Here is a 12,496-nt window from a genome sequence, read left to right as displayed (position 1 = left end):
CGTGATCCGCCTGGTCGGCGCCGTCCTGGCCGAGCAGAACGACGAATGGACCGAAGCTCGCCGCTACATGGGCCGCGACCTCCTCGCCAAGGCCCACCTCCACCCAATCGAGTCAGATACCGGCGACACCACCCTGCCCACCGAACTCACCGCATAGCCTCAAAAAAGAGATCACCGAGTGGCCGTCGATACACCACCCCAACGGACGTGACCTCTAGTGGGGGTTCGGCTGGTTTGTCTTGTGGCGCGGCTGGGTTTCCCTACAGGGACATGCCGCAGTACAGGCGTCGTCGCGGACTTGCATCGCCGGCGAGTTCGGCGAGGCGTTCCAGGAAGTCGGCCATGAGCACTGGGTCCTCGCCTCGGCCGTCCTCCGTGTGCGTCCATGCGGTGGCGGCTTCCAGCAGGCGCTTCGGGGTGGCCGCTGCGAGGACGTCACGGAGGGTATCGGTGAGCGAGACGAGCCAGGGCCCCTCGTGCTCGGCGTCGTTGAGCAGTGCGCAAAAGCGCGGGTCGGCTTCCACTTGTTCCTCGGATACGCCCGTCAGGTGGGCTTCGACGGTTCCGAGGATCAGGTAGGGGTCCGCCCCTTTGAGACCGACCGTGCCAAAGGGGTCGGCTATGACGTCGCCTTCGAACAGTGCAAGGGCTTGCGTGTCGTCAGTGGCCGCGTAGTAGTCGTAGACGTTTCCCATAACTGGATCATGCCAGCCCTGATGAGGAGCGTCGTTCAGGGGCGCAGTCGCACCGGAACAGGCGATCGACGCCCCTTCAAAGCGATGCGATGGGCATGACGGTCACTGAGGAGCCCTGGGGGGGTGCTGAGCGGGGCTCAGGTGAGGTCGAGGACCCGGACAGGCTGCCCGGCCCACTGCTCCGGGGCGGCGGTGGCGATCACCGCACCATCAGGGCGTTCCGGGGTGGGCTGGGCGGCGTGGCGGGTATGGGCGGCGGCCCAGGCGTTGTCCCGGGCGACAGCCAGGGCGGCGGGCAGGTCGAGGTCGACAACGGTGATGCCGGGCAGCGCTGCGATGTGCTCGGCGGTGCCAGGGCGGGCGCGGTCGGCCTCGACCAGGGCGCAGGTGGGTGCGTACAGGTGCCAGCCGGCCTCGGCGTGGGCGCGGTGGATGAGGCGGGAAGCGAGGAGGTTGCCGCGGCCGGCTGCGACCATGGCGGTGTCGTCCAGGACGACGTGCACGACCTGGTTCACCGGGCGGCCTGCGCCTGGATCAAGCGGCGGTCAAGTTCGGCGTCCAGATCATCCTGCTCGGTAGAAGTGGGGGCGTAGCCGTTCCAGGCGTTCAAGATGGCACGGGCCCGCTCGGCCCGCTCGGCCCGCTCTGCAGGGGTCAGGAGGCTGTCGGCCAGACGGGCCAGGTAGGCGCGCAGCGACAGGCCTTCGGCCGCGGCGATCTCCGAGAGCCGGTCGCGGGCCTCGGCGGGGATCCGGACGTTCGCGTCGGACATAAAAGGGGTCTCCGTTCACGATGCTGCACGACACTATAAGGGGTACGGGTACGTACCCGTGTCCACTTCCGGGACACGCGCGCCCTGGAGGGACCTGGCGTCTGTCAGCGCGGGACGGGCCGGATGAACAGCGCGTCCAGCCCGGTGGTCATGTCCCGGGCGGCGGCTCGTAGGGCTACGCCCTATGCGTGTGATGATGGCCTGCGGCGGCACGCCGGGCGTGCCGCTCTGCCGGGGGTGCGCGGCGTGTTCTCCAGCCGGACACGCCCGCAGGGCGGCGCCGCCTACCTCAGCCGGTCCCCCACCGGTGCGCTTCGGCACCTCGCCATTCCACCCAGCGTGGGCCGTCGACCGCCAGGCCCGGCTCCGGCAGGCCTGCAGACCGCAGGATTAGCAGCAGGTCGTGGTCGGAGAACGCAGTGCCGACGTAGTCGTCCTCCATCCGGCCCTCACGGTGCATCGTCACCAGTCGGCCACCGCTCGGCGACAGGCCGTGTACCACAAACCGTGCGCCTTCCATGATGTCCAGCGTGCCGCACAACGGTGAGCAGCACTCACTCAGCGAGCAGCCGGCGCCTGCTGCACAGTGGTGGCGCCTGCCGTTGGAGTGGAGGTCAGCGACGCAGTGCCGCGCCTTCACACGGCCAGGCTGCATCGGCCAGTGTTGACGTGCGCATTCCCGTAACCGTCACGTCCAGCGCGCACCGGCGGGGCCCCGGCCTCCCCCCTTGGGGCCCCGCCCCCCTCACTGCCTGCACACGGGGGCGAGTGCGGGACCAGGCGACCCTTTTCAGGGAGTGGTCGCCGGGCGGACGGTTCAGGAGTTGGCGGAAGAAGTCGGCGACCACCGGGCGGGCGCGGTCACGGTCGTCCAGTTCGTCGTGGCCGAAGCGGAACACCTCGTAGCCCCAAGACGCCCGCAGGTCAGGGCCGCGCCCAGGCGATCCCCGTCTGCAACCGCGTTGAGAAGACACAGCCTCGGGGGCCGCCCGCGGATCGGCGTCGATATCCTCGCGGACGTGATCTACGTGGGAACGATGGGCATGGATGAGGGCGCTCCGACGACAGCGCGCCTTCGCGATGTACTGAACCCTGCTGGGCGCGTCGTGATCGCCGAGGGACCTCCTGACCAGGTTGACTCCGCCGACGTGGCGCGGATCGTGGTGACCGGTGCTGAGATCACCGACTTGGCCCAAGTACTGGCCACTGCCATCCCGCTGGGTCGGCCGTTGGTGGAACACAACGCTGGCCGATCGGGACGCGTAGTCGTGGGGTCGCCCGGGAGCCGTGCCTTCGCTGCGGGGCGGGGAAGGCACGGCTCCCTCGCCGACCGATTGGCCGACTATACGGCCCGGGGGCGGCGCCGACTGTGGCGGGCAGACGGCGCGGCGGTCACCGGGTTTCACGCTCCGGCCGTCAGGCCGCGGGTGCCCTGAAGTGGCAGTTCGAGGAGATGGACGAGGTGGTTGTGCCGTCGGTGGTGCGAACGCGCCAGCCGTAGGAGTGCCCGGGGATGAGCTGGGGGACCGGGACGGAGACGGTGCCCTGGCCGCGGACCTTGGGGCTGGCCGAGCCCGCCTGGCCCATGGTTATCGGCTGGGGCTGGGTGGTGTCGGTGTTGTCCCAGATCGAGAACTCGGCCCAGACTTCCTTCGACGGGTCGGGGCTCGTCAGCGTCGCCGTCAGCGTCGGGGTGAGGCTGGTCGCCGTTCCGTGGTCGGCGCCGAAGGGATCGACCGACTGGTGGCAGCCCTGGGAGCTCGGCTCGCCGGGCACGTCCCGCAGCGCGGTGTTCCTGCCGGTCGGCGCCGTCAGCTTGCCAGCGTACGAGGCGACCTGGTCGTCGCGCAGCGGGTAGTCGAAGGCCGCCACGCGTTGCACGAACCCGTTGAAGTACGCATTGTCAGCGCCCTTCACCTTGTCGCGGCCGACGACGAACGGGCCCGTCGCGGCCCAGCGGTCGGCGTCGGCGTGGACGGCCGTGGCCTTCTTTACGCCGTCGACGTAGAGGGCCACCGTGCCGGCGGAGGCGTCGTGCACCCCCGTGAGGTGGGCCCACGTGCCGGGGGTGGCGGCGGGGGCGATGGCCTGGTCGACGCTCCAGGTGCTGCTGTCGGCCTTCGGCAGGGCGAAGCGCCAGGTGCTGTCCCCCGCGTTGTACCAGAGCATCATGCCGCTGATCATCGTCCCGTCCTGGGACAGCACGACCGACGTGCCCACACCCGGGTTCACCTTTGCCCAGGCGGAGACGGTGAAGCTGCGCGTGGTGTCCACGACGGGGCCGGCCGCGGCGACGGCACCGGTGGAACCGTCCAGCGCCAGAGCTCCGCCGTGCTCGCCCGGCGCCCAGGAGGCGCCGCCCGCCAACGTACCGGTGTATCCGCCGGAGCCGCCCGTCGTGGCCCCGGGGTTGCCGTCGAGCTGCCAGGAGAGCTTCCCGCCGCCTTGCGTGCGGCCATACAGCGGGGTGTGGTCGGAGTAGCCGGTCGCGTCGGGCCTGCACGGGTCGGGGACAGTCGTCGGCGTCGCGTCCGTGCAGGTCGGCTGGACCGAGAGCCGGTAGTCCGTCTGGTCCGCGAAGTCGGTCCGGGAGTCGCAGCCGGTGAAGCCGCCGGTGGCGAAGAGGTAGTCGATCTTGGAGGTCGTGTACCCGGTGTACGACAGGATCCCGCCGTTCGAGTCCTTCCTCACGCCGTCGAGCGTGAACTTCGTGGGCTCGTTGGCGGACTCGCCGGGGCTGTACGTCCGTTGGTCGCACTCCGACATCAGCGCGTAGAGCGGCTGGAGCCTGTCCTGGAGCCGGGTGTTGAAGTCACCGCCCAGGACGACGGACGGGAACTTCCCCACCACGTTCGTGACCGTCGCGATCTGGTCGTCGTAGTACTGGTCGGCCTGCGCCTGCGTGAGCTTTCCGGACTCGACGTCCGCCCCGAAGTTGGACACGTGCGTCGTGCACAGGTGGTTCTCCCAGCCGGCCGCCTCCACGCACAGCACGGTCCCGCGACCCATCGCCAGACCGAGCGGAGTGGTGAAGTCCGTCTCCGTCTTCCACGTCAACCGGCCCTTGACGCCGATCGCTACGCCCAGCGTGCCGGACAGAGAGCCGCGGCACTTCGAGCCCTGCGCGTCGACGAACTCGACTCCGGGCCGATCCGGCTGGTACGTCTCCCCCGGGCGCGTCGTGCCCGCGAGCGCGAACGTCCAGTCGGAGCCCGGATCGTCGCTCTCCAGCCTCGCCTCCAGCGGCGCCAAGTGGCTGACCGAGCAGGCCTCTTGGAGCATGACCACGTTGAGATCCTGCTCCTTGACCACCTGGGCGATGCCCTCGATCTTCTTGTCGGGCACGTTGCGGTACGGGCAGTAGCCGGCGTCCGAGGCGACCCGCCCGCCGGCCTCGCCGCAGATGTTCCATGTCATCGCTCGGACCGTCTCCCGGGTGTGGGCGGTACCGGTCGCGTCCCCCGGCGTCGTCGTGACCGCCGCGGCAGGCATCGCCTGTGTCCAGATCAGCACGACGGCCGCAAGGACCGTCGCCAGGAGGTGCAGCCCATGGGCCGCGATTCTTCTCATGTGTCGTCACTTACCGGCGGACCTGTGGGGGTCCGCTCCTCCCCCCGCCCCGGACCCGGGGCAGTGGCCACGACTCTGCCAGCTGAATCAGCGCACGTCGATCAAGATGAGGGTGGGTGCCACCGATCCCGCAGCTCAGTCGGTGCGCGCGGCCACGACAGCGCACCGGGCGGTCTGCTCGCGGCCGCGCATCCGGCCGGTGAGCGTGACGACCACGTCAGGAGCGTGGCCCGGACCTCGACCGGGCCTAGAAGACTCATGAAGTCGCCCGTTTGCGCTGGCCGGAGTGTGGTGCCGATCCGCCCCGGGTCCGATGGAGAGCATGCTGCCTGCCATCAGCCGTCTCTCGATCACCTTCGGCCTCGTGACCATCCCCGTGACGATCCACTCGGTCATCGAGGAGCAGAGCGTGCCGCTGCACCAGGTCCACGCTGAAGACGGCGGGCGCATCAGGCTCCGTCGCGGTGTGAGATCTGCGGTCAGGAGGTCCCGGTGCAGCAGCTGGCCCGCGGCTATACCGACACTCAAGGCCGGACCGTCGTGCTGACGGAGGACGACCTGGCCAACCTGCCGATTCCCTCCATCAAGACCGTCGACGTCGTGGCCTTCGTCGACGCCACGTCAGTGGACCCTCTACAGCTGTCGCGTTCCTACTTCCTCGGCTTCTATACCAGCGCGGCCAAGCCCTACGTTCTCCTGCGCGACGCCATGCGCGAGGCCGGCCGAGTCGCCATCACCAAGGTCACGATGCGCACAGGCGCCAAGGAACAGCTGGCGCTGCTTCGAGTCAGGGACGATGTGCTGGTCCTCCAGACGATGAACTGGCCTGACGAAGTCCGGTCCACCGAAGGCCTCGCACCGGCTGCTGACGTGACCGTGCGGCCGCAGGAGGTACAGATGGCTACGAGCCTTATGGACGCGCTCTCCGCCGATTTCGACCTGGCGGCGCTGCGCGACCGGTACCGAGACGCCATGACGGAGTTAGTGACCGCGAAATTGGAGGGCGAGGCTCTCCCGGACACCGCTGCGGTGACGCCGGCACCCGGTGACGTCGTCGACCTGATGGCAGCTCTGCCGGCCAGCATCGACGCGCACCAGCACGAGCAGCCCTCCGAGGAGGAACACCCCGAAAGACAGCCGAGGTGCAGCTGCGGACCGCCTGAGCCGGAGATGCGCCGCGCGGATGACGGGTCGCTCGCCACTCGGTCTCCTCTGCGGTCGCCGATGCCCCAACCCCATGGCGGGCGTACGCAGCCCTCCAGTACACGGTGCAGCCCGCAGCCGGGATCCGTGAGCAGCACCTGGAACTCATGACGCACAGCCGAGCTACTCCAAAGCCCGATGCGGTCCTGGCGGCAGAATGCAACTACAGGTCGGCGAGTTCGGCCAGCATGGGTTGCAGTCGCGCCGCCAGCGTGTGGTCGGTGCGTTCCAGTTCGCGTGTCAGCGCGGTCAGCACTGCGGCCAGGGCCCGCCGCAGTTCCTTGTCGTCCAGCGACCGGATCAGCGTCCGGTGGAGATCGGCGGTGAGTTCCTGCGGAAGCAGGTGGGCGCCCTTGGCATAGGCGGAGGGGTGGCCGAGGCGGAGGCAGGCCAGTGCGATCACCTGGTCGCGGACGGCACCGATCCAGTACTCGGCCTGCCAGTAGCGGCTGCGTTCGATGGAGGTCCGCGCGTGGAGCGCGTGGTGCCAGGCCAATCCGACGAGGTGGTCATGGCCGGGAGGATCGCCCTGCCTGAGGGGGACGGCGGGGCCGAAGACGCTGCGCCAGGCAGGCCCGAGCGGTCCGAACTCACCGACCGGGGTGAACGCGATGTCGACCTCGAGCCAGCCGGGCAGGAGGAACACCCGATAGACCGTGGAGCCCGAGGGCAGGTCCCAGTGGTGTCGGGCGAAGAAGACCTCATAGAGCGTTGCCGTCCAACGCTCCAGCACAGGGCCAAATTCACCGTCGACCGCGAACGCAAGGTCGAGATCCGACCAACGGTCCGCGGCACCGACGGCCTCAGACCCCGTCACCGCCGCGCCCACCACCGCAGGATCCGCGTCCGCGAGAACCAGCAAACGCTCCCGGACACGCTCTCGTTCCCCAGCGTCAAACACGCCCCCGACCCTACCCACCCCGCGCCTGCTCATCGGCCGATGTCGGCATGTGGGCGGCTGCCGCGCCGCGTCGTGCAGCATGGTGCTTGCCTGTGCACCGGCAGGTTCAGGGGGCGCAGGAGCGGCAGCCCGGCGTCCGTGTCCTGGAACACCGCGTCCACAGGGATGCTGCGGTTCCCCGAGAACGACAGCGGACGCGCCACCGCGGTACGCCAGGAGTCGATGCCGCGCAGCCCTGCCTGAGTAGCCGGCAATATGCCGCTCCGGGCGCCACGATCGTGTCGTTCACCGCCGTGGCGTACAGTGCGCCTCCCGCGCCGGCCCCGCAAGTCCGCCGGCGCGGCGCGCCGTTCTGGCCGGACCGGGGCTGCCCGCCCCTGACGCGGACATCGACATCCTCATCGTGCCGGTCCATCCGCAGACGGGGCAGACCTGGGCCCCGCCCAGCCCGGCCGCCTCGGCACCCCGTGCCCCTGCCATTCGGGGTGTGGTGGTGGTTGGCTTTCCCCGAGCCGCACCTGCCCGCCCCCGCGTCGGGCGTCATACCCGACGGCGTCCTACGCGACGATCCGCCCGCACCGCACCCCTGCAGCCTCTTCAGACCCGACCCCGGGAATTTTCTGGCACACCCTGGTCCGGCTACCAGCCGTCCGCAGCCAGTGGCTGAGCGAGATCTTGAGAACCTCACCCAGGACACGCGCACGCCTCTTCTCATCAGCCAGCAGAAGACACCGACGCCCACCCCCCGACCTGACGGGAAATCATGCCTCCGCAATAGAAAGCGCCAGACGGTGGTACCTCCCGAAGCGGCGAACATCTGCTGTCCGTGCTCAGGCTCTGGCACGGTTTGTGTGGCACGGCCACGTTGAGTAATGCGCTGGGGACATGCCGCTCGGCTGGTTAGGCTCCCGCTATGGGTGGTCCAGTGTTGATGATTGAGTTGGCCGAGGCGGTTCCGGCCGCAGTTGTTGAGCGGCTCCGGGGTTTCCTGGTGGGGGCGTCAGCCTTCTTCGAGGAGAAACGCCCTGGCGGCTACGACCTCAACGTGTTCGCCGACCGACTCGGCGCCACGGACCCAGGTGAAGTCGACGGTCGCCGGCCATTTCTGGTTTATGTCATGGGTCTCGGAATCGGGGACGAGGAGACCTTCGAGGCTGAGCACGCGGACGGCCCCGATCTGGAACCCCTCATCGGCTTCAGCCCGACGCACGCGGTGGACGTCATCGCTGGGTGCAACAGACCGATCGATCATCTCGCCACGGCCCTACTGACGGCTGCCATCATGGACGTGGTTGGTGGCGTTGCCAACGCTGAGCTGCTGGATGACCAGGTTGCAGTCGTGGACGCACTTCCGGGTGTGCTCGCGATGACGGACGGTCCGTTGCCGACTGTGTTCGGCACGGCGGAATTCTTGCGTGCGTGGGCTGCTCAACCGGGCTTCAGGCTTCTCAAGTAGTCGGTGGCGAGGGCGGGTTCAGTCCGCCGAGAAGGACACGGTTTCCCAGGAGGTCGAATCCCGCTCGTCCGTACATCCGCCGCTTAAGCATCTTGGTTCGGTTCACATGGCCTTCGACCGCTCCCGAACTCGAGGGCAGGGTCAGGCCGGCAATCACGGCGTCCAGGTCGCGTTCAAGTCCGGCGGCAAAGGTGTGGAAACCAGGGAGATCATCTCGCCGGGATTTCCTGCACCTCAACTACTCACGCCCGGACTCTCCCACTGCTCCCTGGCCACCCCGTCCGTGTCCGGTACGACGGCGCACCAATCGCCCAGCGCCGCATCGGCCAGCATGAGGGAGAAACCGTCATCCGTGACCTCGGAGAGTGTGTCGGCTCCACTGGGGTAGTTCCGATGGACCAGTTCGCGGTACGGCAGCGGGGCCACGAAAGTGGTGAAGGCGTCTTGCAGCAGCTCCGCTCTGGGGTTCAGCTCCGGCTCGACGGCCACGCAAACCAGCGAGCGTGGCCGCAGTAGCCGGGCCACTTCGGCTGTGCTCTCCGGCGTCACGTGGAACCATCTGCACCCATGAACACCGTGCGCCCAGCGCTCGCAGACCAGGGTCAGGCACTCGGACGCCTCCGCCGCCCTCGCCCAGAAACCCGTGTCCGCGACGGCGTCGACGGGGTCCGAGATCTGTATCGGTTCAGGAGCCGCGTCTTGCCACAAGAACGTCGCGTCCTCACCATGGAGTCCCGCGAGATCGGCGGCCACCGCCGGTGTGGTGTAGAGGTGTACCGCTCCGTCCCATCCCGACTCGAACTGAAGTCTCCCGGGTGCGGCAAGCTGACAATACGGCCCGTGCCCAGCTGCCATTCCCTCAGCGAGCCCCATGGCTTGCGGCGGCCGGACCTCCGCACCGTTGCGCAGGCCGCGGTGCTCTTGGGGAAGGGGCTCGCTCACCAGCAGCCCGCCCACCTCCAGGAGGTCTGCGCCGCTCTTCTCAATCGCGGCTCCGAGCACCCGCGAAGCTCCGCCGCGTACGCACTCCAGGCAGCGGCTTCCGCCAGCTCCTCTCGCACGCGCTCGCTACGGGGGCTGATGATCAGCTCTTTGCTCATTTCGCCAGCCACTTGAGTCCTCGCAGCTCTCCGTTCGACCCGATGCTCAATTGTAGATTCCCTCCCGGGCCGAGCCCCCTCCCAACGGCGGCCGAGCCGCGAAGGCGAGTTCCTGTGACCGCCCCTACCTTGCACCCTGGGCCAGGGATAGGAGGCCGGGGCCAGTAGGTTCCGTTCCCCCTCATCGATGACGACACCTGGGCCAGTCTCAAGGCCATGTTCACCCACGACGACCTCTACACCAGCCTCACGCCCGACCTCAACTCCCCCCACAGCCCGCAACCCACCGACCAACACCAAGCCGACATCCTCCCAGCACTCCGAAACCGCCGGCCCAACCCACAAGCAACCCCCACCGACCGCGATGCCTCCCCATACCCAGACCCCGCCCCCTCCGGACCACGCATAGGAGCAGCCACCCCCGCGACAGCCTAACCACCACGCGCCAGCCACCAACAACCGCTCGGTCACCCCATGGGTCTGGTGCAACGTCGGCAACGGTGCCTTCACTGAACTACCGGTGCTTCGCTCCGCTCTGCCGTGCCGACCGGACTTGGCGAAGGAACCTGAAAAGACTCCGCTGGCGTGTCAAGAGAATCCGGGGCCTGCCCCTCTTCAGTCGCTCGAGTTGCTGTTCGGTACGCACGAGCCAACGCTTGTACCACTGAGCGAAATCGAGTCCGGTCGGCACAATCCCGCCGTCCGCCGGCCGCAAGTCCTCCCAGACAGCGCCTGCGTGCGGGCCCGTCATAACAAGCAATGAGGAGTAGCCGCAGCCTTGCTCGCTCAGGAAGACCACGCCTGCTTCTTGCGCGTCGTACAGCTCCTCGTAGCGCGCGTCCCACGCAGTGAACGCCTGGTGGAAGGCCTCGTCGGTCTCATACGCCTCCTGCTTGGGCTCTTGCGCATCCAGGGCGTCGAGTTCCTTTTGCAGGGCCTCCGCCACGAAAGGGCGCCCGGCAAGCTCGGCTGTGGTCCCCTGACCCCGGTGGGCGAATCCGACGTCGCACCACTGCCATCCGCTGCCGCCCAGGACGGGCGTCACCAGGCCGTAGTCGGGGCCGGCGCCTCCGGCTCCGACCTGGAGCAGGAAGCTGCGGTACTGCGTGGGCAGGTCGACGCCGAGGGCCGCCTCCAGCGACCGGAGCTGTTCCTCCGCCATGACCGCGCCAAGCCGAAAGCCGTGCCTGCGGGCACCGAAGACCGACTCGCTGCCTGCGAGCTCACCAAGTCGCAGTACCCGGTCCCGTACCCCTGCCCACGTTTCCTCGCTCATGGCAACACGCTATGGCGCCCTCCCGTCACACCACCATGGATTTCCCGCGGCCCCGGTCTGCTCCGGCCGGCACACGGCTCGGGGGCTTGAGCCTCAATTCGGTCGGCCAGCCCTTACGACCTGGTGCGTGATTGCGGTGGCGATGTGACGGGTGTGGTTGTGGGCGGCATGATCTGACGCTGTGACGATCATGGTGAACCGTGCGGTGCTCGGGCATCGGATACTGACGGGCCTGTCGCGGCGGCACCTGGCTGACCTGGTGGTTGAGCTGTCTAGCCCGTGGCAGGCATTGGTCGAGGGCCGGCGTCACGCCGCACGGGGCGGCGCACGGCGCCGAGCCGCCGGAGCGGGGGCCAGGCACCAGCTCGTCTTCGTCGACCGTGTGGCCGCCACACTCATTTGCGGCACGACCTGCCGCATGCGGCACTGAGCCTGCTCTTCGGAGTCGACCGCTCCACCATCAGCCGGGCGATTGCCGAGGTCCGCGGCCTGCTAGCCACTCGAGGATTTGCAGTACCCGACCGCCCTGGTGTGAGGCTGCGGACGCTGGCGGACGTCTTCGCCTACGCACAGGCCGAGGGCGTGAAGCTGCGGCTAGACGCCACCGAGGTCCAAGTCCGTCGTCCGGCCTCCCATCGGGGCGGACGGCGGGCCTTCGTGTCCGGCAAGAAGAAGCAGAACACCATAAAAGCGACCGTCATGGCTGACGGGCAAGGCCGGACCCTGCGGGCCGGCAACCTTCGCCCAGGGCGGATGCACGACGCCACCGCAATACGAGGCGAGGGCATCGACGACCTCTTCCGGCAGTTCCCAGCAGTCGAAGTCTTACTCGATGACGGCTACTTGGGCCTCCGCCGAGATCACCCCGACAAGGCCATCACACCGCCGAGGAAACCGAACAAGATCAGCCCACCCGAGGTCCACGAAGCCCGTGAGCGAGCCCGCCACCACCACTCATCCCAGCGCATCCCCGTCGAACACGCCCTCGCCGACCACAAGCGCTGGAAGGGACTGACACGCTGGACCCACCGCCGCGACACCCACCCCGCCACCTACGCCGCCGTCGCCAGCCTCGTCTCCGACCGCACCGCCACCACCTGACCAAGCACCCCCGACCGGCCAGTCACATCGCCACCGCAATCACGCACCAGGTCGTTACTGATCGTTTCAGAATGACGTACGGAGTCGTCGAAGGCAGATGATGCTGCAGGCGAGTTCCAGGAGGCCTTGGTGGAGGTCGGCGAGGTGCTCGTAGCGGATCCGGAGTCGTTTGAACTGGTGGAGCCAGGCGGTACAAGGTGCGCTCGACGACCCAGCGGGTTTTGCCCAGACCGGAGCCGTGGATGACGCCGCGCCGGGCGATGAGGGGCTTGATGCCGGGTCACGTCCGTTGGGGTGGTGTATCGACGGCCACTCGGTGATCTCTTTTTTGAGGCTATGCGGTGAGTTCGGTGGGCAGGGCGGTGTCGCCGGTATCTGACTCGATCGGGTGGAGGCGGGCCTTGGCGAGGAGGTCGCGGCCC

The 12,496-nt window shown here is 68.5% G+C and carries 10 protein-coding genes and 4 pseudogenes; 4 read left to right on the top strand and 10 right to left on the bottom strand.

What is annotated here, in order from left to right:
- Positions 1–157, top strand: a pseudogene (locus tag ABZ479_RS41045) (IS256 family transposase); the annotation flags it as partial.
- A gap of 103 nt (positions 158–260) precedes the next feature.
- Here the strand turns inward: ABZ479_RS41045 and ABZ479_RS41040 are convergent.
- From ABZ479_RS41040 to ABZ479_RS41020, 5 genes are all read right to left on the bottom strand, one after another.
- Complete coding sequence (locus tag ABZ479_RS41040; protein WP_500466349.1) at positions 261–695, bottom strand: hypothetical protein; 435 nt, start codon at positions 693–695, stop codon at positions 261–263.
- 137 nt (positions 696–832) lie between these two features.
- Entirely contained in the window at positions 833–1,171 is a 339-nt protein-coding gene (locus ABZ479_RS41035) for a PIN domain-containing protein (protein ID WP_500466350.1), read from the bottom strand.
- Positions 1,172–1,206: 35 nt separating this feature from the next.
- Complete coding sequence (locus tag ABZ479_RS41030; RefSeq protein WP_500466348.1) at positions 1,207–1,467, bottom strand: hypothetical protein; 261 nt, start codon at positions 1,465–1,467, stop codon at positions 1,207–1,209.
- Between the two features lie 289 nt (positions 1,468–1,756).
- Complete coding sequence (locus ABZ479_RS41025; protein WP_500466347.1) at positions 1,757–1,987, bottom strand: hypothetical protein; 231 nt, start codon at positions 1,985–1,987, stop codon at positions 1,757–1,759.
- An 896-nt stretch (positions 1,988–2,883) separates the two neighbouring features.
- The gene (locus ABZ479_RS41020) at positions 2,884–5,037 is read right to left on the bottom strand and encodes a LamG domain-containing protein (protein ID WP_500466346.1); all 2,154 of its coding nucleotides are present in this window, start codon (positions 5,035–5,037) and stop codon (positions 2,884–2,886) included.
- Between the two features lie 492 nt (positions 5,038–5,529).
- Here ABZ479_RS41020 and ku point away from each other — a divergent pair, with 492 nt between their 5' ends.
- Positions 5,530–6,351 carry a non-homologous end joining protein Ku gene (gene ku / locus ABZ479_RS41015; protein WP_500466345.1) on the top strand — a complete coding sequence of 274 codons (822 nt, stop codon included), beginning with the start codon at positions 5,530–5,532 and terminating at the stop codon, positions 6,349–6,351.
- 52 nt (positions 6,352–6,403) lie between these two features.
- Here ku and ABZ479_RS41010 read toward each other — a convergent pair whose 3' ends face one another.
- Positions 6,404–7,102: a hypothetical protein gene (locus ABZ479_RS41010; RefSeq protein ID WP_500466344.1), complete on the bottom strand. Its 699-nt coding sequence runs from the start codon at positions 7,100–7,102 to the stop codon at positions 6,404–6,406.
- A 952-nt stretch (positions 7,103–8,054) separates the two neighbouring features.
- On the opposite strand from ABZ479_RS41010, the gene ABZ479_RS41005 reads away from it, so the two are divergent.
- Positions 8,055–8,597 (top strand): DUF6368 family protein, encoded by a 543-nt coding sequence (locus ABZ479_RS41005; RefSeq protein ID WP_500466343.1) that lies wholly within the window; start codon positions 8,055–8,057, stop codon positions 8,595–8,597.
- On the opposite strand, the pseudogene ABZ479_RS41000 reads toward ABZ479_RS41005, so the two are convergent.
- From ABZ479_RS41000 to ABZ479_RS40990, 3 genes and pseudogenes are all read right to left on the bottom strand, one after another.
- Positions 8,590–8,817, bottom strand: a pseudogene (locus tag ABZ479_RS41000) (hypothetical protein); the annotation flags it as partial. The gene ABZ479_RS41005 and the pseudogene ABZ479_RS41000 overlap by 8 nt on opposite strands.
- 14 nt (positions 8,818–8,831) lie before the next feature.
- Positions 8,832–9,599: a hypothetical protein gene (locus ABZ479_RS40995; protein ID WP_500466342.1), complete on the bottom strand. Its 768-nt coding sequence runs from the start codon at positions 9,597–9,599 to the stop codon at positions 8,832–8,834.
- 612 nt (positions 9,600–10,211) lie between these two features.
- Positions 10,212–10,973 carry an SMI1/KNR4 family protein gene (locus ABZ479_RS40990; RefSeq protein WP_500466341.1) on the bottom strand — a complete coding sequence of 254 codons (762 nt, stop codon included), beginning with the start codon at positions 10,971–10,973 and terminating at the stop codon, positions 10,212–10,214.
- Positions 10,974–11,163: 190 nt separating this feature from the next.
- Here ABZ479_RS40990 and ABZ479_RS40985 point away from each other — a divergent pair.
- A pseudogene (locus tag ABZ479_RS40985) lies at positions 11,164–12,074 on the top strand (transposase family protein).
- Between the two features lie 66 nt (positions 12,075–12,140).
- Here ABZ479_RS40985 and ABZ479_RS40980 read toward each other — a convergent pair.
- Positions 12,141–12,351 (bottom strand): annotated as a pseudogene (locus ABZ479_RS40980) (IS5/IS1182 family transposase); the annotation flags it as partial.
- Positions 12,352–12,496 lie beyond the last annotated feature (145 nt).

The organism is Streptomyces sp. NPDC005722 (assembly GCF_040630935.1).
Lineage (GTDB): Bacteria > Actinomycetota > Actinomycetes > Streptomycetales > Streptomycetaceae > Actinacidiphila.
Note: the sequence above shows the minus strand (reverse complement) of the source record. Positions and strands in the feature narration are given on the sequence as shown.